Consider the following 22,790-nt stretch of genomic DNA (forward strand, 5'->3'; position numbering starts at 1 on the left):
CCAGGGTGAGGCGCTGTGGCACGGCCGGGCCGGCCATGCTCCGACTGTAGCGGGCCGCCCGGCTTCCCTTGCCGCGGGATGGCGACCGTCTGGCGAGCCGCGGGCCGCAATGCAGCTTTACCGGGGCGCAACAAGCACCTAAGCCGCGCGCGGCAGCATGGATCCATCCCAAGATTCCTCCGGCGAGCCGTCCATGCGATCCCTCCTGCGCCCCCTGGCCCTTGCGCTGCCCCTGTGCTGTCTCTTCGTCCCGCCGGTGCAGGCCGGCACCCATGTCGACGTGGGCATCGGCCTGCGCTTCGACAACCGCTACCACCATGACCACTACTACCCCGCACCGGGCTATGTGGTGGCGCACGCGCCGCCGGGCGCGGTGGTCGTGCATCACCATGCCGACCCCTACTACTTCCACGGCGGCGTCTGGTACCGCCCCTATGGTCCGCGCTTGCGGGTAGTGCTGCCGCCGGTGGGCATCGTCGTGCCACTGCTGCCCGCGGCCTATGTGAGCCTGCGCATCGGCGGCTTCCCCTACTTCTATGCCAATGGGGTCTACTACCAGAGCGCCCCGGGCGGCTACGTGGTGGTGAATCCGCCGCCCGAGGCCGCGCAGGCCGTCCCGGCCCCTGCGCCCGTGCCGCTGAAGCCCGACCCCATCCTCTATCCGCGCAATGGCCAGAGCGCCCAGCAGACCGAGGCCGATCGCCAGGAATGCAACCGCTGGGCCACCAGCCAGCCCTCGGCGCTCAACGATGCGGGCGTCTTCAACCGGGCCGTGGAGGCCTGCATGGATGGCCGCGGCTACAGCATGCGCTGACAGGCGCTGCGCCGCTCAGGCGTGGCAGACGCGGTTGCGGCCGGCGTCCTTTGCGCGGTAGAGCTGGGCGTCGGCCTGCTCCAGCAGCGCAGCGGCGCTGGCGGCGGCTGGGTCGGCGGCCAGTCCCATGCTGAGGCTCACCTGCAGACGCGGCGCCAGCTGGCCCCAGTCCTCGGCGGCGACGCTCGCGCGCAGCCGCTCGCAGACGTCCGCCGCCTCGTGCAGGGGCGTCTGCGGCAGGGCCATCACGAACTCCTCGCCGCCGTAGCGGGCCAGGAGGCGGGCGCCGCCGAGCTGCCGCTCCAGCAGCGCGGCCACGCGGCGCAGCACCTCGTCACCGACCGCGTGCGAGTACTGGTCGTTGATGCGCTTGAACCAGTCGATGTCGGCCAGCACGAGGGTCAGGTCTTGCCCATGACGGCGGCTGTCCTCGAACAACTGCCGGACGGACTCGTCGAAATGCCGCCGGTTGTAGAGCCCGGTGAGGGCGTCGCGGATGCTCAGCTCCTTCAGCTGCAGGGCCTGCGAGCTGATCGTGGCGTGCGAGGCGCGCAGCTCCGCGTCGCTGCGCGCCAGGGCCTCGCTCATGTGGTTGAAGGCCAGGGCCAGGGCCTCGATCTCCGCGCTGCCCCGGGCGTCCACCCGCTGCAGCAGTTCGCCGGCATGCATGCGCCGCACGGCCTGGGTCAGCCGGCGCAGGCGGGCGCTGAGACCGGAGCCCAGCAGCAGGCCCAGCAAGGCGGCCAGCACGGTGGCGGCGATGGCGCCCACCAGCAGGGCCTGGCGCATGGCGGCCAGATAGGCCAGGTCGTCCTGGCCGGGGCTCAGCACCCCCTCGGTCGACACATAGGCGCGGATCTCGCCGTCCACCCTCACCGCTTCGGCCAGGGCGCGCTGTGCTTCGGGCAGGGCCTCGCCCTGTGGATAGCTGCCGGCGCCCAGCAGCACCCGGTAGTTCGCGTCGGTGAGGATGAACCGGAAGGGCGGACGGGCGCCGGGACCCGCGGGAGGCGGGCCGTCAGGGGGCGGGCCGGGGCGGCGGCCGGGGTCGTCCCTGCCGTCGGGCGCGGGCCAGGGCTGCGGTCCTGGGCCGGGTCGCGGCTCCCCCGAGTGGCCGGGCGGCGGCCCGCGTCGCACATCCCAGGGGCGCGGGGGGCCGTCGGAGCTGGCGGGCCCGGCGCCTTTCGCATCGGGGCCGCGCAGGCGGGCGAGGTAGTCCCCCAGACCCACGCCCCGCGCCTTGCCGGACTCGAAGCTGCCGAACTCCTGCAGATAGGACGCAACGCCTGCCCGGAAGTGCGCGGTGGCCTGCTGCGCGGCCTGCGAGCTGAACTTGCGCTGCAGCTCCAGGTAGGCCACGCCGCCCACCGTCACTACCACGGCCAGGCCGGTCAGCATCAGGGCCAGGGTGAGTTGGAGGCGCAGGGACAGCGGGCGCAGCATGGCGGGGGACGGTTCGGAGGTGCAGGGGTGCGGTCGATGGACGGGGCGGCCAAGGGGCGGCCACGGGCTGACCATTGTCACCGCCCGACCGTGCGAATGGCGGGGGGCCGCAGCGCCGGGGACTTCAGCCGGCTGCTAGGCTTGCGCGCCATGAGCATCTTGAGCCTGCACCGACCCCAGCCCTCGGACCTCGAGGAACTGCTGGACTTCGAGCGCCGCGAGCGCGCCCATTTCGAGACCTGGGTCCATGCCCGTCCGGACGCGTTCTACAGCCCCGATGGCGTCGCGGCCCACCTCGAAGAGATCGAGGCCGCGGCGGCCGCGGACCGGGCGCACGCCTTCCTCATCCGTCACCAGGGCCGGCTGGTGGGGCGGATCAACCTGCACCATGTGAATCGCGAACACCACGGCCGCGCGGACCTGGGCTATCGCCTGGGGGCGGATGCGCAGGGGCGGGGCTGGGCCAGCGAGGCCGTGAGGCTGCTGCTGCCCATCGCCTTCGACTCGCTGGGCCTGTGGCGGCTGGAGGCCGTGGTGCGACCGGGCAATCCGGCCTCGGCCCGGGTCCTGGAGAAGAACGGCTTCCAGTGCTGGGGGCGCAGCCGGCTCAGCGTGAGCCTGCACGGCCAGTGGCAGGACCTGCTGCACTTCGAACGCTTGAGCCCGGCGGCCGAGGCCCTGGCCCGGGCCGGCTGAGCCCGGGGCGCGGCAGCTTCAGGCCTGCACCTGCAGCGACTGTCCCGTCGAGGGCAGCTGCGGTACGACGCCCGGGCCCAGGTTCTGCTGCAGCGTCTGCAAAAAGGATGGCAGGGTGGTGGTGCTGTCGCCGCTGCCCTCGCGGCGGCTGCCTTGCAGATCCTGGACCAGCTTCTGGAAGGCCTCCTGCAGTTCGCTCGGCCGGCTTCTCTTTTGCGATCTTTACCTTGTGAAACAAGCCCGTCGCGGCGCCGCGCAGGGAGGCCCGCGAGCGGGCCGCAGCGCGGGGCCCCGAGCGCGAATCAGGGGCCCCGGGACGGTGGCCACGCGCAGTGCCTGTCACGTGTGTTCACCTCTGCTCACCAGCTGAGGTGGGCCCGGGGGCTGCAATCCGGGCGCTGGCCGACTAAAATCGCGCGCTTTGCAGCCTTTGCTGCAGGCAGGGCTTCTTGTGCGCACTGCGGACTTCCGCCCCGGACGGCAGGGTCAAGCAGGACGAGCAGGACGAGCAGGACCGCAAAGACGGATCTCCAGCGATGGAATCCGCCTGTCCCGGGCTGTTCCCGGGCGGACCAGCCCCTCTGGACGCGCGCTGCGCCTGTCGCTTGCGCCATTTTTCAACGACAAACCCCATGCCAGCGCCCCCCGGCTGCCGGCTCGCCGTACCCATGTCCGCTGCCAAGACTCGACTGCTGCACATCGATGCGCTGAAAGCCCTCGCGGCCCAGTTCATCGTCCTGCATCACCTCTCGGTCTACGGCCCGCTGGCTGAGGCCCTGCACAAGGCCTGGCCGGTGCTGGGCGGCTGGCTGTTCCACTACGGCCGCATGGCGGTGCAGGTCTTTCTGGTGGTGGGCGGCTATCTCAGCGCCCGGGCGCTGTCTCCCCAGGGCGGGCTGCTGAAGGCGGCGCCGCTGGAGTCTCTGTGGCGGCGCTACCTGCGCCTGGCCCTGCCCTTCATGGCGGCGGTGGGCCTGACCCTGTCCTGCGCCTGGCTGGTCCAGCCCTGGCTGCCGGAGTTCCTGCCGCAGCAGCTGACCCTGGCCACGCTGCTGAGCCACGCCACCCTGACCCACGGCCTGCTGGGGCACGAGTCCATCACGGTGGGCGCCTGGTATGTGGCCATCGACCTGCAGCTCTACGCCCTCATGCTGGGCCTGCTGTGGCTGGCCCGCCGCAGCCGCCTGCTGCCGCACGCCTGGCGCATGGTGCTGGGGCCGGTCCTGGTGCTGGTCCTGTGCAGCCTGTCGCTGCTGGTCCTCAACCGCGATGCGGACCTCGACAACTGGGGCTTCTACTTCTTCGGCGCCTACGGCCTGGGCGCCCTGGTGCACTGGTTCTCGCTGAGCCGCTGGCCCCGCCTGGGCCTGCTGCTGCTGCTGTGGCTGACGGGCCTGGCCCTGTGGCTGGACTTCCGCGAGCGTCTGGTCCTGGCCCTGTTCACCGCCCTGCTGCTGGGCCTGTGGCAATGGCGCGTCGGGCCGCTGGCCGGCCGGCTGTGGCAGCGCGTGGCGGACGTGGTGGCTCATCTGGGCACCCATTCCTACTCGCTGTTCCTGGTGCACTTCCCCGTGCTGGTGCTGCTCAACGCCTGGTACGACCAGCAGAGCGAGCAGCCCCTGCTGCTGACCTTCGCCCTGGTGCTGTCGGCCTGGGGCTTTGCCAACCTGGCCGCGCTGCCCTTCCACCGCTGGGTGGAGGCCCCCAGCAGCCGCCTGCGCTTCAACCCGCTGCGCTGGCTGGTGCCGCAGCGCAGCTTCGGCCGCTGATCAGGGCCAGCCCTCGGCCCGCTGCATGTCGGCCAGGGTCTTGCCGGCCTCGTCCCTGAAGCGCTCGTCCAGCACCTCCAGCTGCTGGATGCGGTCGACCCGGAAATTGCGGAAGCCCTCGCGCAGCTCGCACCAGGCTGCGAAGGTCCAGACCGGGCCCCAGAAGAAGCAGCCCAGCGGGCGCAGCACGCGTTCGCTGGCGGTGTTGCTGAGGTCCAGGTAGACCACGCGCAGCTTCTGGCGCTGCTCGGTGGCCAGGCGCAGCTGCTGCAGGCGCTCGCGCGTGGCCTCGTCCAGCCCGCCCAGCGGGGCCCACAGCGCCAGGCTTTCCGCGGCGGCACGCGCCGTGCCGGGCAGCACGGCCAGGATCTTGTAGATGGCCTCCTCGCCGTGGCGGGCCAGGGCGCTGTCCATCTGCGGCTGCGCCATGCGCAGCGCTGCGACAAGGGCCTGGGCCTCTTCCTTGCTGAACATCAGCGGCGGCAGGTCAAAGCCCGCCCTCATGCGATAGCCCACGCCGGCCTCGCCGTCGATGGGCACGCCCTGCTGCTGCAGCGCGGCCACATCGCGGTAGATGGTGCGCGGCGAGACCTCCAGGCGCTGGGCCAGGTAGTCGGCGGTGGAGAGTCGTCGTCCGCGAATCAGCTGGACGATCTGGAACAGGCGGTCGGCTCGGCGCATCCGGGCATTGTCGGCGATAGGCCAGAATGCAGCCGCACGAGACAGCGAGGAGACGTCCATGAGCCTGGATCAGCTGAGTCCCGAATGGCGGCAATGGGTGGCGGAGAACGTGGCGCGCGGCTGCACGGCCGAGTCCATGCTGCCGATGATGGTGCAGGGCGGCTTGCCGCGCGCCCTGTCGGAACGCGTGCTGAAGGCGGTCCACGGCGCGGCGCAGCCCTTGCCGGCCACCCAGGCGCTGAGCCCGCAGGCCTCCCTGCTGGCCGAGCACGCCGAGGCTGCCCAGGCCGCGGCGGCCGGGGGTCAGGTCTTGCGCGCCCGCCCGCGCCCGCGCCTGGGCGGCAACCGTCTGCGCCTCAGCGACGGCTGCGAGTTGCGCATCGCCGCCCAGCTGGACCATCCCCAAGTGCTGCTGTACGAGGGCCTGCTGAGGGCGTCCGAGTGCGAGGCCATGATCGCCCTGGCCGAGACGCGCCTGACCCGCTCCACCGTGGTGGACGAGCAGCTGGGCGAAGCCCGGCCGCACGAGCACCGCACCAGCGCCGGCGGCTTCTTCCAGCGCGGCGAGCACGCGCTGGTGGCGCGCATCGAGGCCCGCCTGGCCGAGCTGCTGGACTGGCCGGTGGAGAACGGCGAGGGCCTGCAGGTGCTGCGCTACGGCGTGGGCGGCGAGTACCGCGCGCATTTCGACTGGTTCAACCCGAGCCATGCCGGCAGCGAACGCCACCTGCGCACCGGCGGCCAGCGCGTAGGCACCTGCATCCTGTACCTCTCGGAGGTGGAGGACGGCGGCGGCACGCGCTTTCCCAGCCTGGGCCTGGAAATCCGCCCCCGGCCGGGGGCGGTGCTCTATTTCGCCGATGTCGATGCCCGCGGCGTCGAGGACCCGAGCACCCTGCATGCCGGCGTGCCCGTGCTGGCGGGCGTCAAGTACATCGCCACCAAGTGGCTGCGTGAGCGGCGCTACGGCTGACATCGCGCCGGCCCTGTTCAGCGCGGGGCCAGGCCGATGTCGTCCAGGCGCAGCAGAAGGGCCGTGCGGCGCTCCCGTGCCACCTCGCGCCAGTCCAGATCTTCCTGGGCGCCGATCAGCGCGTAGAGCAGATTGAGGCTGGCGCCGGGCCACCGTGCCTTGATGCTGGCATACAGGGCAATGGCGTCCTTGGCCCGGAGCTCCTCGGCGCTGTTGACGCCCAGCGCGGCGAGTTGCTCAAGGCTGCGCGGGCCGAGTCCCCGCATCCGTGAGGTCGTTGCCTTGCCCATGCGGCGGGTCCCGCTCAGCCGCCCATGGGCGTGCACAGCTCGACCAGGCAGCCGTCCGGACAGCGCACATAGGCCACCACCTGGCCCCAAGGCTTGGTGGTGGGCGGCTTGAGGCCGGTGGCGCCGGCGGCCAGGGCGCGGGCGTAGGCGGCGCTGACATCCGCGCAGGCCAGGCCCACCTCCATGCCCAGCGGGCGCTCGCTGCGCGCGGCCTCGATGAAGTCGCCACCCAGGCTGTCGCGGGCGACCTCCAGCTGGGCAAAGGCGAGCGCGGTGGCGCCGGTCTCCAGCTCGCCATAGGCGCCGGACTCGTGCAGGAAGCGCGTCTGCAGCCCGAAGGCGGCCTCAAAGAAGCGCAGGGAGGCCGGGACATCGGCGACGTAGAGGATGGTGTAGGCGTAGTTCATGGCGCCATCATGGGCGCGCGCTGCTGCCAGCGTCATGGCAGGAACCCGCGGCCGCGGGGCCGTCCGGCGTCCTGCCCTTACAATCCGCCTCGTCATTGGGGAGTAGCTGCCGCGACCGGGTCACCGGTTCCGCGGGCCTGCGTCAACACACTTGCCTGGGCCTGGCCCGGCATGGCGCTGGCAGTTCCCGCCCTGGCCGTCCTGGTCCGGGCCTGTACCTGGCAAGACCTTTGACCGCTCGTTCTCGGTATCCGGCCGGAGAGGGGCGGTCATGGGTGTCCGCACCGGCCGGGGAGTCTCACATGGAAGCTTTTCTCGTCTCCACCGGCCTGGTGGCCCTCGCCGAAATCGGCGACAAGACCCAGCTGCTGGCCTTTCTGCTGGCCGCGCGGTTCCGCAAGCCTCTGCCCATCATCGCGGGCATCCTGATCGCCACCCTGCTCAACCATGCCGGCGCCGGCGCGCTGGGCGCCTGGATCACCGCGCAGGTGCCCGCCGACATCATGCGCTGGGTGCTGGGCCTGGGCTTCGTGGCCATGGGCATCTGGACCCTGGTGCCGGACAAGATCGATGAGGAGGAGGAAGGCGGCAAGGGGCTGCGCCTGGGCGTGCTGGGCACCACCATCGTGGCCTTTTTCCTCGCCGAGATGGGCGACAAGACCCAGATCGCCACGGTCGCACTTGCGGCGCAGTTCCACAGCCTGCTGGCCGTGGTGGCGGGCACGACGCTGGGCATGATGATCGCCAATGTGCCCGCCGTGCTGCTGGGCGACCGCCTGGCGCACAAGATCCCGGTCCGTCTGGTCCATGGCCTGGCGGCCCTGATCTTCATCGTGCTGGGCGCCCTGGTGCTGGGCGGCTTCGCGCAGGCCTGGGGGCTGTGACGTCCGTCACCACACAGGCGCGGGCCTGGTCTTGCCCTGCCCGGCGTGCTTGCCGTACCCTGGGGACCTGGGGCGGGCGCACCCGCTGTCATCGGGCCGCCCCTTGCCATCAGTGAAGTGAAGAGGCGCACCCGCTGGAGCGCCATCTTGACCGAGGGAACACATCGGGATCCGCCCAGCAAGGGAGTGACGAGATGGATGAACGGTCAACGCAGCGGTGGGTCCCCTCGCGGCCCCGCCCTCCCCGGGACGCCTGCCTGAGCCTGCGCGAGCGCGCTCGCGGCAGCGCCCCCGCCCGCTGAAGCGTCGCAAGGCCGGGCCGGGCGCCAGCCATGGACAAACCCCACGGGCCGGACATCCGGGCGGTCGAGGCCGCCCTGGAAGCGGCCGACCGCCAGCAGGGCATCGAGGCCTTCCATGCGGCGCTGGACCGCCGCGTCGTGCGCGGCGCCGCGGTGCTGCTGGCCCTGGTCATGCTGGCCGCCCTGTTCCAGCTGGCGGCCACCGCGCTGGAGCCGGGCTACAGCTGGCCCCAGCGCCTCTACCGCATGGCCACCGGCGCGGGCGTGCTGGCGGTGGCCGCCACCGCGGCCGTGCTTGCACGGCGCGGCCATGTGCGACGGGCGGCCGGCTTCTTCGCCGTGACCACGCTGCTGATGCTGATGGGCATGGCGGCGCTGCATGGCAACGGCATCATGTCCTCGGGCCTGGGTTCGCTGACGGCCCTGGTCGTGGTGCTGGGTTTCATGGTGGGACCGCAGGCTGCCAAGTGGGGCGCCCTGGCGGGGCTCGCGGGGCTGCTCCTGCTCTTCGCGGCCGAGGCCCTGGGCTGGATTCCCGGCCTGCATCCCGGCAACACGCCGCCGCACGCCAGCTACCTGGTGGTGCAGCTCTTCAGCTGCGGCCTGGCCGGCTGGCTGATGCTGCGCTACGGCACGCTCTACTGGGACCTCACCCGCTCCCTGGACAGCTCGCGCCAGGTGCTGGCCAACACCCTGCGTGCCCAGCAGCAGGGCGCCCAGGATCTGCTGTCCAGCGAGCGCCGCCTGCGCCAGCTGCTGGAGGCCTCGCACATGTCGGTGCAGATCTTCGACGGCGAGAGCGGCGCCCTGCGCTATGCCAACACCCATTGCCTGCGCCGATTCGGCGTCAAGACGCGCGAGGCGCTGACGCCAGAGCTGACCTTCCCCGGGGGCGACTACAGCCCGGCCCGCGCGCGGGCCCTGGTCCGCCGAACGCTCGTGGAGGGCAGCCAGACCCTGGAGTGGCAGTCTCGGCACGTCGATGGCAGCCCCATCTGGTGGGACGTCAAGCTGGACCGCTTCGAGCTCGATGGCGAGGCCTGCGTGGTGGCCTTCGCGCATGACATCACCGACCGCGTGCAGGCCGAGCAGTTGCTGGAGCAGCATCGCCAGCACCTGGAGGAGCTGGTCCGCCAGCGCACCTCCGAGCTGCACAAGCAGCAGCAGCAGGTGCAGGAGATCCTCGAGGCCCTGCCACTCCTGCTGAGCATCCGCGATGCCGAGGGGCGCTTCCTGCAGGTCAACCGTGGCTTCGAGCAGGCCAGCGGGCGGCCGCGTGATCAGGTCATCGGCCAGACCGTGCTGTCCTTGTTCGGACCCGAGCTGGCCGCCGACGCGCGCGAGAGCGACGCCCTGGTGCTGCAGCGCGGACTGCGCCTGGACCGCGAGCGGCAGACCCGGCTGGCCGACGGCCCGCATGACTTCCTCGTGACCACCGTGCCCCTGCGCGACGAGCACGGCCGGCCCTATGCCGTGCTCAACCTCAGCACCGACATCACCTCCCTCAAGCAGCTGCACCGCGAGCTGGCTGCCGCGCGCGACGAGGCCGAGCGCCTGGTGCATGCCAAGAGCCAGTTCCTCGCCAACATGAGCCACGAGATCCGCACGCCGCTCAATGCCGTGCTGGGCCTGGCCCAGCTGGGCGAGCAGCGGGCGGTGGACCCGCGGGCCGCCGCCGACAGCTTCCGGCGCATCGTCCGCGCCGGCCGCCACCTGCTGGGCGTGATCAACGACGTGCTGGACTTCGCCAAGCTGGACAGCGGCAAGCTGGAGCTGGAATCCAGGCCCTGCGAGCTGGCGCAGCTGGTCAACGATGCGCTGGAGATGGTGGGCGAGCGCGCACGCGCCAAGGGCCTGCGGCTGAGCTCCAGCATCGAGGGCCTGCCGGCCTGGGTGGAGATCGACGCGCTGCGCCTGACCCAGGTGCTGGTGAACCTGCTGGCCAATGCCGTCAAGTTCACCGAGCAGGGCGGTGTGAGTCTGAACGTGCGCTCCGCGCAGCTCGGGCGCTGCCTGGTCTTCGAGGTGGAGGACAGCGGGATCGGCATTGCCGAAGACAAGCTGGACAGCATCTTCACGCCCTTCGAGCAGGCCGACAGCTCGGTGACGCGGCTCTACGGCGGCAGTGGCCTGGGGCTCAGCATCAGCCGGCGCCTGGCCCGGTTGATGGGCGGGGACATCCGGGTGCGCAGCACGCTGGGCCAGGGCTCCAGCTTCGTGGTGGAGCTGCCTCTGATCGAGGCGCGGCCGCCCCTGCAGGAGCCGGCCGCGGCAGGCACGCATCCCGAGGCCCTGCCCGGCAGCCTGGCCGGCCTGCGCATCCTGATCACCGACGACGTCGACATCAACCGCGAGATCCTGCACGACATGCTCAGCGGTGCCGGCGCGGAGGTCATGTCCACCGACAGCGGCGAGCAGGCCGTCGCCCGCATGCAGGAGCAGGGCATGGGCGCCTACGACCTCGTGCTGATGGACGTGCAGATGCCCGGCATGGACGGCTACGAGGCCACGCGCCGCCTGCATGAGATCGATCCGGCCCTGCCCGTGCTGGCCCTGACGGCACATGCGCTCAGCGAGGAGCGCCAGCGCTGCCAGGATGCCGGCATGTGCGGCCATATCTGCAAGCCCATCGATCAGACCGAGCTGCTGAGGACGCTCGCGCCCTTCCCGCGGCGCCCGCGCGGCGAGGAACCCGCGCCGCTTCCGGTGCCGCCGCCCAAGGCGACCCTACGCGGGCCTGCCGATGCCGCCTCGCCCTGGCCCCTGGTGCCCGAGGCGGATTTCGAGACCGCCGTGCTGCGCTGTGCCGGCCGCACCGACCTGCTGGCCAAGCTGCTGAGCAGCTTCGCGCGGCAGTACGAGCAGCACCTCAGCGCCCTGGAGGAGGCGCGCATCGCCGGCCCCATGGCAGTGCGGAGCTATGCCCACCGCCTGCGCGGCGTGGCCGGCAACCTGGGCCTGGACGGCCTCGCTGCCACGGCGGGCGCCCTGGAGCACCAGGCGCCGCTGGCCGCGCCGGCCGAGCTGGCCATGCTGATCATGGCCACCAACCGTGCGCTGGCGGCGCATCTGCAGGCCATCAAGACTTGGGAAATCTCTCGCCTCAGCAGAGCGGCTTGACCCCCCTACCGGCTGCGCCGGCCCCCCCAGGGGGCGCAGCCGAGGGCCCGGCGAAGCCGGATCCCCGGCTGCCGCTTGGGGCACGGGCCTGGCGGCCGTGCCACTCGGCGGGGGGCGTGGGCGGGGGGCTGCGTCAGCTGGCGGTGGTCTGGCGGATGGCGTGTTCCCAGTCGGCCATGCGTTCGAGGGCGCGTTCGCGGGGCAGGGTGGGGTGGAAGATGCGCTCGGCCTGCCATTGCTGGCCGAGGGCCTCGAGGTCGCTGTAAAGGCCGGCGCTGAGGCCGGCGAGGTAGGCGGCGCCCAGGGCGGTGGTCTCGATGACGCGGGGGCGGACGACGGGGATGCCCAGCAAGTCGGCCTGGAACTGCATCAGCAGGTTGTTGACGCAGGCGCCGCCGTCCACCCGCAGCTCGCTGACGGGGGCGGAGCCCGCGGCCACGGCATCGCGGCTCATGGCCTGCAGCAGGGCGGCACTCTGGAAGGCGATGGACTCCAGGGCGGCACGCGCGATGTGCGCCATGGTGCTGCCGCGGCTGAGGCCCACGATGGCGCCGCGCGCGTCGGGCTGCCAGTAGGGCGCGCCCAGGCCGGTGAAGGCGGGCACGAACATCACGCCGCCGGCATCGGGCACGCTGGCGGCCAGGCTCTCGACGTCTGCGCTGCTGGGGAAGGCATGCAGGCCGTCGCGCAGCCACTGCACCACGGCACCGCCGATGAAGACGCTGCCCTCCAGCGCGAACTCGGGCCGGGCACTCGTCTGGGCCGCGCTGGTGGTGATCAGGCCGTTGGCCGAGGTCTGGAAATGCTCGCCCAGGTGCATCAGGGTGAAGCAGCCGGTGCCGTAGGTGTTCTTGGCCATGCCGGCCTTGAAGCAGCCCTGGCCGAACAGGGCTGCCTGCTGGTCGCCCGCCACGCCGCCGATGGGCAGGGCGGCGCCCAGCCATTGGGGGTCCAGGGTGCCGAACTCGTGGGCGCTGGGGTGCACCTGGGGCAGCAGGGCGCGCGGGATGTCCAGCGCGGCCAGGATCTCCTCGTCCCAGTCATTGCGGTGGACATTGAAGAGCATGGTGCGCGAGGCATTGCTGACATCGGTGGCATGGATGCGGCCACCGCTGAGGCGCCACATCAGCCAGCTGTCCACGGTGCCGAAGGCCAGCTCGCCGCGCTCGGCCTGCTCGCGGGCACCGGGGATGTGGTCCAGCAGCCAGCGCAGCTTGGTCGCGGAGAAATAGGCATCGATCACCAGGCCGGTGCGCTCGCGGATCAGCGGGGCCAGACCCCGCTCGCGCAGCTGGGCGCACAGGGGCTCGGTGCGGCGGTCCTGCCAGACGATGGCATGGTGCAGCGGCGCGCCCGTGCCACGGTGCCACAGCACCGTGGTCTCGCGCTGGTTGGTGATGCCCACGCTGGCGATCTGCTCCGGGCGCAGGCCCGACTCGCGCAGGGCCTCGCGGGCGGTGGCCAGCTGGCTGGACCAGATCTCCTGCGGGTCGTGCTCCACCCAGCCCGGCTGCGGGTAGATCTGGCGGAATTCCTGTTGGGCCTTGGCCAACTGGCGGCCCTCGCGGTCGAAGATGATGGCGCGGGAGCTGGAGGTGCCCTGGTCCAGTGCGATTAGGTAGCTCATGGGAATTTGGCAGGGTAGAGTGCCCCGCGAGGAGCGTGGCGATGGCTGATTTTGACGTACTGGTGGTGGGTGGTGGCATCAATGGCGTGGGCATCGCACGGGACCTCGCCGGCCGCGGCTGGCGCGTGCTGCTGTGCGAGCGCGACGACCTCGCCGCGCACACCTCCTCGGCCTCCACCAAGCTGATCCACGGCGGCCTGCGCTACCTGGAGTACCGCGAGTTCGGCCTGGTCCGCAAGGCCTTGCAGGAGCGCGAGCGCCTGCTGCGCGCAGCCCCGCACCTGATCCACCCCCTGCGCTTCGTGATGCCCCACCATCCGCAGATGCGGCCGGCCTGGCTGCTGCGACTGGGCCTCTTCCTCTATGACCACCTGGCCCACCGCGAGCTGCTGCCGGGTTCCGCGGGCCTGGACCTGCGCGGCCATGCCCTGGGCGCGCCCCTGCAGCCGCAGTTCCGGCGCGGCTTCCTCTATTCCGACGGCTGGGTGGACGACGCCCGGCTCGTCATCGCCAACGCCATCGACGCCCGCGAGCGCGGCGCGGAGATTCTCACCCGCAGCCCCTGCCTGGAAGCCCGTGCGGCCCAGGGTCTGTGGCAGGCGCGGCTGCAGACGCCCGCCGGCGAGCGCCGGCTCAGCGCGCGCCTGCTGGTGAACGCCACCGGCCCCTGGGCGGCGAGCTTCGTCGAGCAGGCCCTGCGTGACGATGCCGGCCTTGTGCCGCCGGCCCGGCGCCTGCGCCTGGTCAAGGGCAGCCACATCGTCGTGCCCCGGCTCTACGGGCACGACCACGCCTACCTGCTGCAGGGGGCGGACGGCCGCATCGTCTTCACCATTCCCTACCAGCAGGACTTCACCCTGGTCGGCACCACGGACCTCGAGCTGGCGCCACAGGACATCGCCAGCGGTCGCACGCCAGGCATCAGCGAGGCCGAGGTGGCCTATCTCTGCGAGCAGGTCGGGCGCTACTTCAGCCGCGGCATCGGGCCGTCCGAGGTGCGCTGGAGCTTTGCCGGCGTGCGCCCCCTGCTGGACGACGACGCCGGCACCGCCGCCGCCGTGACGCGGGACTATGCCCTGGACCTCGACACCGGCGCAGGCGCGCCCCTGCTGCATGTCTGGGGCGGCAAGCTGACCACCTACCGCCGCCTGGCCGAGGAGTCGGCCGATCGCATCACCGCGCAGCTGGGGGGCGGGCAGGGCGCCTGGACGGCGCAGGCGCCGCTGCCCGGGGCCGATGTGTCAGCCTGGGTGACCGGCGCTCCCGCGGGCCCTGCCGCGCTGCAGGCCCTGCAGACGGCGGTGCAGGCCCGTCATCCGCAGCTGCCGGCGCCGCTGCTGCGGCGCCTGTGCCTGGCCTATGGCGGACGCGTGGATCGCGTACTGGGCGATGGCCGCCTGGGCCTGGAGATCGCCCCGGGACTCTTCGAGGCCGAACTGCGCCACCTGCAGCGCGAGGAATGGGCCGTCAGCGCCGAGGACGTGCTGTGGCGGCGCAGCAAGCTGGGCCTGCGCTGCTCGGCGGACGAGGCCGCACGGGTGGAGCGCTGGCTGCACGAGCCGGCCTGAACCCCGGAAACTCCGCCCCTCGCGAGGGGGTCAGGTCTTGCCATGACCCCCTTCACATGCCTTCGGAAAGCAAAGTTGCAGGCGCGTGACGGGTGACATGTGAAGGCCGTCATGGCCCCATTCCATCGGGGTTCTCGGCCGTTTCAGGGGCGTCGCAGTTCGTCTGCCGGAGCAGCATTTCGGACCCCTCATGCAGCGCCCGATCGAAGACAGGAAGAAATCCGGCCGGGAACTTCCCACACTGGATCCATCCCTTCCCCCACCCGATCCGCGACACGCGGCCTCAGCTTTCCAAGGAGTCCATCATGAACATGCCGTCCCGCCTCGCCCTTGCCTTCGCCGCCCTCGCACTGGCTGGCGTGGCCCAGGCCCAGGAGCCCACGGTGCTGGAGCCCGTCAGCCTGCAGAAGCAGCTCGCCTCCCCCATCATCCGCTCCGACATGAAGGTGCTGGCCGGCGTCTACCAGATGGAAGATGGCCGCAATCTGCGCGTGGACGGCCGCGGCCTGCGCCTGCGCATCAGCCTGGGCAATGACGAGCCCGTGGCCATGACGCGCTCCGTCGATGGTGTCTGGCACAGCGCCAACGGCGAGCTGCACATGCAGTTCCACGGCGAGACCTGGGGCACGCCGGACACCGTCCTGCTGACCATGCCGCGCCGCAACTGGAGCCTGGCCTCCGTGAACCTGCGCTGACGGCGGCCCGGCCCGGCTGTGCCATCATGGCCGGGTCATGCAGTCCGACGCCAACATCCGCTTCGAAGGCCCCGAGGATCGCGCCCAGTACCGCCGTCCCGCCGACAGGCCGGGCGTCGAGTTCTACCGGGCGCGCATCCGGGACCACCGCTTCGAGGCCCATTCCCACGAGGCCTACGGCCTGGGGGTGATCACCGACGGCCTGGGCCGCTTCCGCTGGCGCGGCGGCGAGCACCTGGCCCCTCAGGCCAGCCTGATGCTGATGAACCCGGCGGACCTGCACACCGGGCAGTCGGCCGATGCGGGCTGCTGGGCCTATCACATGGTCTACCTCGACGAGGACCTGCTGCCCGTCTACGGGGGCGACCGCAGCTGGCGCTTCGACGCCGCCGTCAGCGGCAGCCCGGCACAGGCGCAGGCCGTGGCGCGCTGCATGCGGGCGCTGTGGCTGGCCCGCGAGCCGCTGGCCGTGGACAGCCTGCTGCTGGAGCTGGTGGAGCTGATCCGCCCCCAGGCCCGCGTGCAGGGCCGGCCGGCCGAGGCCGCGGGCCGCTTCGAGCCCGTGCTCGACTTCATGCGCAGCCAGCTGGATCAGCCCATGAGCCTGGAGCAGCTGGCGGCGGTCGCGGGCCTGAGCCCCTTCCATTTCCTGCGCAGCTTCCGCGCGCTGCACCATGCCACCCCGCAGCAGGTGCTGATGGCCTTGCGCAGCTTCGAGGCCAAGCGCCTGCTGGCCCTGGGGCAGGCCCCGGCCGAGGTGGCTGCGGCCACCGGCTTCAGCGACCAGTCGCACCTGACCCGCAGCCTGCTGTGCCGCTACGGCGTCACGCCGGCGGCCTACCAGCGGCAGCTGGGCCTGCCCGGCGCGCGGCGCGCACGCTGAGTCAGCGCCTCAGGCCCTGGCGAGCAGCTTCCACCACCGCCTGGGTGACGGGCTCCAGCAGCGCCCAGGCCTGGGCCGGCGCCTGCCAGTACAGGGGCACCTCCAGCACTTCCGCGCTCAGCGCCTGCAGGCTGCCGCGGTCCAGCTCCGCCCGCACCAGCTCGCGCGGGCACATGCCCCAGCCGATGCCGTTGCGGCAGGCCGCGAGGTAGACGTCGTTGGACGGCAGCCAGTGATTGGGCAGGGGCGGGCTCTCGCCCGTGAGCTGGCGCACCCAGCGCGACTGCAGCTGGTCCCGGCGGTTGTAGCTGAGGCAGGGCGCCTGCATCAGGGCGCCGAGTCCCAGGCCGTCGCCGAAGTGCCGGGCGATGAAGGTCGGCGTCGCGACGGCCAGGTAGTCCATGCAGCCCAGGGCCAGGCTGCGGCAGCCGGGCAGGGCGTCGGCCAGGGCGGTGACCGCGGCCAGCACATCGCCCTCGCGCAGGCGCTCGGCGGTGTGGTCCTGGTCGTCCATGCTGAGGTCCAGCAGCCAGTCCTGTCCGGCCAGCGCGATGGCGGCGGGGACGAACCAGGTGCTGAGGCTGTCGGCGTTGACGGCCAGGCGCAGGTGGCCGGGGCGGCCCTGGCCCGTCTGGGGCAGGCTGGCCAGCAGCTCGCGCTCCAGCAGGGACACCTGCTCGGCATGACGGCACAGCTGCAGCCCGGCCGGGGTGGCGCGGCAGGGGTTGTCCCGCACCACCAGCACCTGGCCCAGGCGCTGCTCCAGCAGCTTGACCCGCTGCGAGACGGCCGAGGGGCTCAGGTGCAGGCTGCGGGCGGCCTTCTCGAAGCTGCCCTCGCGGATGACGGCGGCGAGGGCGGCGATCAGGGGGTAGTCGAGCATGGCGGGCAGGGCAGGGCGGCGAGGCCGCGATTCAGCGCCACTGAAGGCGCTTCAGGAAGTCTAACTGGCCGGCCCGGCTGCCTGGCGGCATGCTGCGCGGCATGAATTCGCTTGCTGTCTTTCTTCAGGGGCTGGTCCTGGTGGCCGGGTTGATCGTCGCCATCGGCGCCCAGAATGCCTTCGTGCTGCGCCAGGGCCTGCTGCGCCGGCATGTGGGTCTGGTCGTGGCCTTCTGCGCCCTGGCCGATGCGCTGCTGATGGCGCTGGGGATCTGGGGCCTGGGCGCGGTCGATGCCCGCCTGCCCGGCGTGACCACGGTGCTGCGCTGGGCGGGCATCGCCTTCCTGCTGGTCTATGGGCTGCGTTCGCTGATGCGGGGGGCGAGGCCCGGCGGCCTGCAGGCCGGGGCGGGCACTTCGGCGTCGGCGGGGCGCACGCTGGCACAGGCGGCGGCCTTCACGCTGCTCAATCCCCATGTCTACCTGGACACCGTGCTGCTGGTGGGGGCCATCGGCACCGCGCAGCCGGCGGCCCAGCGGCCGGTCTTCTTCGCCGGGGCGGTGAGCTGCAGCCTCCTGTGGTTTGCCGGGCTGGGCTACGGCGCGCGGCTGCTGGCGCCCGTCTTTGCGCGGCCCCTGGCCTGGCGGGTCCTGGACCTGCTGCTGGGGCTGATGATGCTGGCCCTGGCCTGGGGCCTGTTCCGCAGCGCCGCCTGAGCCTGGCCTGACGGCCGCCGCAGCAATCCTGTACAAGCCGCCGATGCGCTGGGGCCGGCATGATGGCCGCATGTGGACAGGTGTTTCATTCGCGCTGGCGGCCGGGCTCATGTGGGGCCTGGTCTTCGTGGCTCCCCAGATGCTGCCGGACTACCCGGCGGCCCAGCTGATGGCGGGCCGCTACCTCGCCTTCGGGCTCATTGCCCTGCCCCTGGCCTGGCTGGACCGGCGCGCCCTGCGCGAGTTCGGCGCCACGGACTGGTGGGCGGCGCTGCGTCTCAGCGCCATCGGCAACTTTCTCTACTACCTGTGCCTGGCGGCTGCGATCCAGCGGGCCGGCGGGCCGCTGCCGACCATGATCATCGGGACGCTGCCGGTGCTGATCGCCCTGGTGTCCAACCACCGCAACCGGGCACGGGACGGCCGTCTGCCCTGGTCCCGGCTGGCCCTGCCGCTGGCGCTGATCGCCGCGGGCCTGGTCTGCGTCAACCAGGTGGAGCTGCAGGCCCTGGCCAGCCAGCCTGGGGAGCGCATGGCGGCCTATGTGCAGGGCGGGCTGCTGGCGATGGGCGCGCTGCTGTGCTGGACCTGGTACCCCATCCGCAATGCCGACTGGCTGCGCGCGCATCCCGATCGCAGCCCGCGCGCCTGGGCCACGGCCCAGGGCCTGGTCACGCTGCCGCTGTCCCTGCTGGCCTTCCTGGCGCTGGCGCTGCTGCAGGGCAGCGGGCAGATCGAGGTGGACCTGCCCCTGGGGCCGCGCCCCCAGGTCTTTGTGGGGCTGATGCTGGCCATCGGCCTGCTGGCGTCCTGGGCCGGCACCCTGTGCTGGAACGAGGCCAGCCAGCGCCTGCCCACGACCCTGGTCGGGCAACTGATCGTCTTCGAGACCCTGGCGGCCCTGGCCTACGCCTTCTTGTGGCGCCATGAATGGCCGGCGCCGCTGACCGCCCTGGGCATCGGCTTGCTGGTGGCGGGTGTGCTGGGCGCACTGCGCGTGCGACCCCAGCCCGAGGCCACGCAGGCCGCCGAGGCGGCCTGAGCCTGGATCGGCTCAGAGCTTGGGAATGCGGATGCGGCTGACCATCAGGGAACCCGAGGCCGCAAAAAGCAGCACCAGGGGATGGAAGTTGAAGCCGGCCAGCTGCAGCCGGCCGCCCCACATCTGGTCGCCCAGGGCGCCCTGGGCCGCGGCCACCCACAGCAGGATCACCAGCAGCAGGGACGTGGGGATGGGCGTGCCCTCGAAGTACTTGACCTTGCCGGTGCCCTCCGAGAGCTTCTCGGCGGTGATGTTGAAGCGGGCCAGGCGCGAGACGCCGCAGGCGACGAAGAAGACCAGGATGATGCGGTCATAGAGCCCTTGCATCCCACAGCCGTAGGCGATAGCCGCCGGGGCGACGCCAAAGGAGATCACGTCGGCCAGGGAATCGAGCTCGCGGCCCATGGCCGAGCTCTTCTGGCGCCAGCGCGCGATGCGGCCGTCCAGGATGTCGAAGACCAGGGCGGCGGGGATCAGGGCGCAGGCGTAGAACAAGTGCAGCACGTCCCGCGTCTGCAGATAGGTCATCACCGAGAACAGCGAGCCCATGCCGCAGAAGGCATTGGCCAGGGTGAACCAGTCCGCCAGATGGAACTCGCGGATCATGGAGAAGGGTTTGGGTCGGTTCATGGGGGCAAGAATACAGGAGGCCGGGCGGCCTTCCCCGGCGGCGGCCTGCGCGTGCCGCACCGGGGCTGGGCCGGACGGCGTCCCCCGTTTGAGCGGCCTGCGCCTCTGGCGGCGGCCCCCCCTGGATGCGCGGGTGGGGCTTCCACGGTGCCTGCGATAGTGTCAAATACAGGGCCATTGGCAGGCTGGCCATGCATGTCGGCGCGCGAGGCGCGCCTCCTGCACCTGGCGGCCAGCCCCGGCACGGACCCGGTCCGTGCCATCCCGGTTTTTCAATGAGTTCTCAGGACTGTAGAGGTTCGTTATGGACAAGCAGCGTTCGACCCCGGATCAGCAGGCAGCACGGGACCCCCTGGCGGTCACCCGTGGGCTGTCCGCCGAGGCGCTGGCGCGCCGTCGCATGCTGCTCAAGACCGCCGGCACCGGCAGCGTCGCGACCCTCGCCGCCCTGAGCCCCATGAAGGCCATGGCCGGCGGCGTCACCCTGGCGGTCTGCAACAGCGCCACCACCGGCAAGGCCGTGATCTGCACCATCTCCGGCGTGCAGTCGGCCGCCCACTCCTTCCATGGCGAGACCTATCCCAACGCCTGGGGCTACAGCCCGGGCTGGTGGGGCCAGAGCACCTACCTCAACGGCAAGCTCGTGCCGCGCCGGACCTGGCCCTGCAACTGCAATGTGACGGTCGGCTCCATCCTGATCCGTGCCAGCTCCAGCACCAAGAACCTGACCCTGTTCACGCTGATGAGCAATTCGGCCTACTCGGACACGCCCGAGCGCCACTGGCTCAACGCCTATCTGAACGCGCTGGCCTACGAGACCAACACGGGCTGGGACAAGGGCCGCACCGGCTGGGCCTTCCCCTACAGCTCGACCGACGTCATCAACTTCTACCTGAACAACGATCAGGCGGCCTACGCCTTCTTCGTGGGCTACCTGGAGAAGTGATCCAGCGCCCCCCGCGTGGCTGATTCCGCCACCCCCGCCCCGACCGCAGCGCCCGCCCTTCCCGGCGGGCGTTGGTCATTGCACCCCCTGGCCGAGTTCCATTGGCGCTGCTGGGGCGAGGACTGGGTGCTGTTCGACAAGGGCAGCGGCCAGACCCTGCAGCTCGATGCCCTGCTGGTGGCCGCCTTGACCGAGCTGGAGCAGTCCCCCGCCACGCTCGCCGAACTGCAGCAGCGCCTGCCTCTGCTGCTGGAGCGCGCGCTGCCGGAGGAGGTCTGGCCCGGCCTGTCCCAGGGCCTGGGCTTTCTGGCCGAGCAGGGCCTGCTGAGACACTCTGCGCATGAAGCTTGAGCAGCTGAGGCCCGCTGAACTGCGCGCGCGACTGGCCCGGGGCGATCTGGTCCTGCAGGCCGGCGTCTTCAGCTACCGCCTGCAGAGCCCGCTGCCCCTAATCGAGCAGGGTCTTCGGCAGCTTTACGGCGGCTACCCCTGCCTGCCACCCGAAGTGCAGGCGGACTTCTCCCTGCAGCTGGACCACGGCCGCGGCCTGCACCGCTGGTGGCGCCCGCAGGTCCGCTTCTGTTCCGATGGCGAGCGGCCCTTCGAGCCCCTGCCCCAGTCGCACGCCTTTGCCCAACTGGAATGGGCGATGAACTGGTGCGTGAGCACCCGCGCCCACCAGTACCTGATGCTGCATGCCGCCGTGCTGGAGCGGGGCGGCCGGGCCCTGCTGATGCCCGCGCCGCCGGGCTCGGGCAAGAGCACGCTGTGCGCCGCCCTGACGCACAGCGACTGGCGCCTGCTGTCTGACGAACTCTGCCTCGTGAGCCTGGCCGACGGCCTGGTGCACCCGGCGGTGCGGCCGGTGAGCCTGAAGAACAACTCGCTGGACGTGATCCGCCGCTATGCGCCGCAGGCCGAGTTCGGCGCCGTCACCCGCGGCACGAGCAAGGGCGACGTGGTCCACATGAAGGTCCCGCAGCCTCAGCTCGAGCGCATGGCGGAGCCGGCACAGCCCCGGCTGGTCGTCTTTCCGCGCTATGCGGCCGGCGAGCCCACCCAGCTCCAGCCGCTGCCCAAGGCGCCGGCCATGATCGAGCTGGGCAAGAACTCCTTCAACTACCTGATCCTGGGCCTGGAGGGCTTCGAGGCCCTCGGCTCCCTGCTGGAAGGCTGCGACTGCTACGAGCTGCGCTACTCCGACCTGCACGACGCCGTCCCGCGCCTGGCCGCTCTGCTGGACGGTCTGCCCCCCGTGGAGGCTGCCCCATGAGAGACCTGCTGCGCCTGCTGCTGCAAGGTGAGCTGCCCTCGGGCTACCAGGGCCGCGACTGGGAGCGCCTGCTGGGCCAGGCCCGCCAGGCGCGCCTGCTGGGACGCCTGGCCTGCCGCATGCAAGACCAGGGGCTGATGCACCGGCTGCCCGAGCCCGTGAGCACCGCCCTGCAGGCCAGCCTGCGGGTGCTGGATCGCCATGGACATGAGGTCCGGCACGAGCTGCTGGCGGTGCGCGAGGCCCTGCAGGGTCTGGGCCAGCCGGTGCTGCTGCTCAAGGGCGCGGCCTATCTGCTGGCCGAGCTGCCGCCGGCGCGCGGGCGCATCTTCTCGGACATCGACCTCCTGGTGCCCGAGGCCGGGCTGACCGCGGTGGAGTCCGCCCTGATGGCCCGGGGCTGGATCAGCGAGGAGCGCCAGGCCTACAACCAGCGCTACTACCGCCAGTGGATGCACGAGATCCCGCCGCTGCGCCACGTGCAGCGCGGCTCGGTGCTGGACGTGCACCATGCGCTGGCGCCGCGCAGCTCCCGCTTCCACACGCCGGGGGCCGAGCTGATCGCGGCCTCGCAGCCCCTGGCCGCCAGCGGCTTTCGCCTGCTGCAGCCCGCGGACCTGGTCCTGCACTCGGCCCTGCACCTGTGCCTGGATGGCGAGATGGATCACGCCTGGCGCGATCTCCTGGACCTGCACGACCTGCTGGGCCTGCTGCCCGCGCAGGGCGGCGCGGCAGCGCTGCTGGCGCGGGCGGCGCAGCTGCGCCTGCTGCCGGTGCTGGCTCAGGCCCTGGCGCCGCTGTGCCGGCTGCTGCCCGCGCACGGCCTGCTGCAGGCCCTGGCTGAGGGCCTGGATGCGGCCGAGCCCGGTTGGCGATTCCGGCCTGAGGCGCGCTGGATGGGCACCGCCCTGGGCCTGGACGCGCAGGCCAGCCCCGGCCAGCGCCACCGCGCCAGCCGCCGCCTGTACTGGCGCGCCCACCTGCTGCGCATGCCCCTGCGCCTGCTGCTGCCGCATCTGCTGCGCAAGTCCTGGATGGGCCTGCGCGAGCGCCTGGCCCCCTCGCCCTGAGCCGACGGCCGGCCCCGCCTGCGCCAGTGGGCGAACTCCGTAACGATACGGCTTGGCGGACCTGTGCGCTTGCCGCAT

General features: G+C 71.8%; 22 protein-coding genes and 1 riboswitch. Of the genes, 15 read left to right on the forward strand and 7 right to left on the reverse strand.

The features are described 5' to 3' along the window. Window positions 1-193 precede the first annotated feature (193 nt). Entirely contained in the window at window positions 194-814 is a 621-nt protein-coding gene (locus ABDJ40_RS00330) for a DUF6515 family protein (RefSeq protein ID WP_347604550.1), read from the forward strand. Window positions 815-829: 15 nt separating this feature from the next. Here the strand turns inward: ABDJ40_RS00330 and ABDJ40_RS00335 are convergent, their stop codons facing one another. Further along, window positions 830-2,257, reverse strand: a complete 1,428-nt coding sequence (locus ABDJ40_RS00335) for a GGDEF domain-containing protein (protein ID WP_347604553.1) — start codon at window positions 2,255-2,257, stop codon at window positions 830-832. A gap of 150 nt (window positions 2,258-2,407) precedes the next feature. Here ABDJ40_RS00335 and ABDJ40_RS00340 point away from each other — a divergent pair, with 150 nt between their 5' ends. Together ABDJ40_RS00340 and ABDJ40_RS00345 are read left to right on the forward strand one after the other, a co-directional pair. Further along, window positions 2,408-2,953: a GNAT family N-acetyltransferase gene (locus ABDJ40_RS00340; RefSeq protein ID WP_347604556.1), complete on the forward strand. Its 546-nt coding sequence runs from the start codon at window positions 2,408-2,410 to the stop codon at window positions 2,951-2,953. Window positions 2,954-3,621: 668 nt separating this feature from the next. Beyond that, window positions 3,622-4,722, forward strand: coding sequence for an acyltransferase family protein (locus ABDJ40_RS00345; RefSeq protein ID WP_347604559.1), 1,101 nt, complete (start codon window positions 3,622-3,624; stop codon window positions 4,720-4,722). Here ABDJ40_RS00345 and ABDJ40_RS00350 read toward each other — a convergent pair whose 3' ends face one another. Next, window positions 4,723-5,403 (reverse strand): helix-turn-helix transcriptional regulator, encoded by a 681-nt coding sequence (locus ABDJ40_RS00350; RefSeq protein WP_269632371.1) that lies wholly within the window; start codon window positions 5,401-5,403, stop codon window positions 4,723-4,725. Between the two features lie 58 nt (window positions 5,404-5,461). Between ABDJ40_RS00350 and ABDJ40_RS00355 the strand changes: the two genes are divergently transcribed. After that, a complete protein-coding gene (locus ABDJ40_RS00355) occupies window positions 5,462-6,376 on the forward strand; it encodes a 2OG-Fe(II) oxygenase (protein ID WP_347604562.1) in 915 nt (304 codons plus the stop codon). A gap of 17 nt (window positions 6,377-6,393) precedes the next feature. Here the strand turns inward: ABDJ40_RS00355 and ABDJ40_RS00360 are convergent, their stop codons facing one another. Both ABDJ40_RS00360 and ABDJ40_RS00365 read right to left on the reverse strand, forming a co-directional pair. Next, the gene (locus tag ABDJ40_RS00360) at window positions 6,394-6,642 is read right to left on the reverse strand and encodes a TfoX/Sxy family DNA transformation protein (protein WP_347604565.1); all 249 of its coding nucleotides are present in this window, start codon (window positions 6,640-6,642) and stop codon (window positions 6,394-6,396) included. Between the two features lie 38 nt (window positions 6,643-6,680). Further along, a complete protein-coding gene (locus ABDJ40_RS00365) occupies window positions 6,681-7,073 on the reverse strand; it encodes a VOC family protein (protein WP_347604568.1) in 393 nt (130 codons plus the stop codon). Between the two features lie 79 nt (window positions 7,074-7,152). After that, a riboswitch (yybP-ykoY riboswitch) is annotated at window positions 7,153-7,270 on the forward strand. A 105-nt stretch (window positions 7,271-7,375) separates the two neighbouring features. On the opposite strand from ABDJ40_RS00365, the gene ABDJ40_RS00370 reads away from it, so the two are divergent. Together ABDJ40_RS00370 and ABDJ40_RS00375 are read left to right on the forward strand one after the other, a co-directional pair. Then, complete coding sequence (locus ABDJ40_RS00370; RefSeq protein WP_269632367.1) at window positions 7,376-7,957, forward strand: TMEM165/GDT1 family protein; 582 nt, start codon at window positions 7,376-7,378, stop codon at window positions 7,955-7,957. 332 nt (window positions 7,958-8,289) lie between these two features. Beyond that, window positions 8,290-11,379, forward strand: coding sequence for an ATP-binding protein (locus tag ABDJ40_RS00375; RefSeq protein ID WP_347604572.1), 3,090 nt, complete (start codon window positions 8,290-8,292; stop codon window positions 11,377-11,379). A gap of 133 nt (window positions 11,380-11,512) precedes the next feature. On the opposite strand, the gene glpK is transcribed toward ABDJ40_RS00375, so the two are convergent. Further along, a complete protein-coding gene (glpK, locus tag ABDJ40_RS00380) occupies window positions 11,513-13,006 on the reverse strand; it encodes a glycerol kinase GlpK (RefSeq protein ID WP_347604575.1) in 1,494 nt (497 codons plus the stop codon). A 41-nt stretch (window positions 13,007-13,047) separates the two neighbouring features. Here glpK and glpD point away from each other — a divergent pair, with 41 nt between their 5' ends. From glpD to ABDJ40_RS00395, 3 genes are all read left to right on the forward strand, one after another. Then, window positions 13,048-14,574: a glycerol-3-phosphate dehydrogenase gene (gene glpD / locus ABDJ40_RS00385; RefSeq protein ID WP_347604578.1), complete on the forward strand. Its 1,527-nt coding sequence runs from the start codon at window positions 13,048-13,050 to the stop codon at window positions 14,572-14,574. A gap of 305 nt (window positions 14,575-14,879) precedes the next feature. Further along, window positions 14,880-15,269, forward strand: coding sequence for a hypothetical protein (locus ABDJ40_RS00390; RefSeq protein WP_347604581.1), 390 nt, complete (start codon window positions 14,880-14,882; stop codon window positions 15,267-15,269). A 37-nt stretch (window positions 15,270-15,306) separates the two neighbouring features. Further along, entirely contained in the window at window positions 15,307-16,152 is an 846-nt protein-coding gene (locus ABDJ40_RS00395) for an AraC family transcriptional regulator (RefSeq protein ID WP_347604584.1), read from the forward strand. Window position 16,153: 1 nt separating this feature from the next. On the opposite strand, the gene ABDJ40_RS00400 is transcribed toward ABDJ40_RS00395, so the two are convergent. Then, window positions 16,154-17,035: a LysR family transcriptional regulator ArgP gene (locus tag ABDJ40_RS00400; RefSeq protein WP_347604587.1), complete on the reverse strand. Its 882-nt coding sequence runs from the start codon at window positions 17,033-17,035 to the stop codon at window positions 16,154-16,156. A gap of 101 nt (window positions 17,036-17,136) precedes the next feature. On the opposite strand from ABDJ40_RS00400, the gene ABDJ40_RS00405 reads away from it, so the two are divergent. After that, the gene (locus tag ABDJ40_RS00405; protein ID WP_347604590.1) at window positions 17,137-17,751 is read left to right on the forward strand and encodes a LysE/ArgO family amino acid transporter; all 615 of its coding nucleotides are present in this window, start codon (window positions 17,137-17,139) and stop codon (window positions 17,749-17,751) included. Window positions 17,752-17,821: 70 nt separating this feature from the next. Beyond that, entirely contained in the window at window positions 17,822-18,793 is a 972-nt protein-coding gene (locus ABDJ40_RS00410; RefSeq protein WP_347604593.1) for a DMT family transporter, read from the forward strand. A 12-nt stretch (window positions 18,794-18,805) separates the two neighbouring features. Here the strand turns inward: ABDJ40_RS00410 and pssA are convergent, their stop codons facing one another. Next, window positions 18,806-19,423, reverse strand: a complete 618-nt coding sequence (pssA, locus tag ABDJ40_RS00415; protein ID WP_183106042.1) for a CDP-diacylglycerol--serine O-phosphatidyltransferase — start codon at window positions 19,421-19,423, stop codon at window positions 18,806-18,808. A 304-nt stretch (window positions 19,424-19,727) separates the two neighbouring features. Here pssA and ABDJ40_RS00420 point away from each other — a divergent pair, with 304 nt between their 5' ends. The 4 genes from ABDJ40_RS00420 (at window position 19,728) to ABDJ40_RS00435 (ending at window position 22,712) form a co-directional block, all read left to right on the forward strand. Then, entirely contained in the window at window positions 19,728-20,369 is a 642-nt protein-coding gene (locus ABDJ40_RS00420; RefSeq protein ID WP_347604597.1) for a hypothetical protein, read from the forward strand. Window positions 20,370-20,447: 78 nt separating this feature from the next. Further along, window positions 20,448-20,720, forward strand: coding sequence for an HPr-rel-A system PqqD family peptide chaperone (locus ABDJ40_RS00425; protein ID WP_347604600.1), 273 nt, complete (start codon window positions 20,448-20,450; stop codon window positions 20,718-20,720). After that, window positions 20,710-21,642, forward strand: coding sequence for an HprK-related kinase A (locus ABDJ40_RS00430; RefSeq protein ID WP_347604603.1), 933 nt, complete (start codon window positions 20,710-20,712; stop codon window positions 21,640-21,642). The genes ABDJ40_RS00425 and ABDJ40_RS00430 overlap by 11 nt, the downstream gene beginning before the upstream one ends. Next, window positions 21,639-22,712: a nucleotidyltransferase domain-containing protein gene (locus ABDJ40_RS00435; protein ID WP_347604607.1), complete on the forward strand. Its 1,074-nt coding sequence runs from the start codon at window positions 21,639-21,641 to the stop codon at window positions 22,710-22,712. Before ABDJ40_RS00430 ends, ABDJ40_RS00435 begins: the two co-directional genes overlap by 4 nt. Window positions 22,713-22,790 lie beyond the last annotated feature (78 nt).

It is taken from the genome of Roseateles flavus (assembly GCF_039872765.1).
GTDB lineage: Bacteria > Pseudomonadota > Gammaproteobacteria > Burkholderiales > Burkholderiaceae_C > Roseateles_B > Roseateles_B flavus.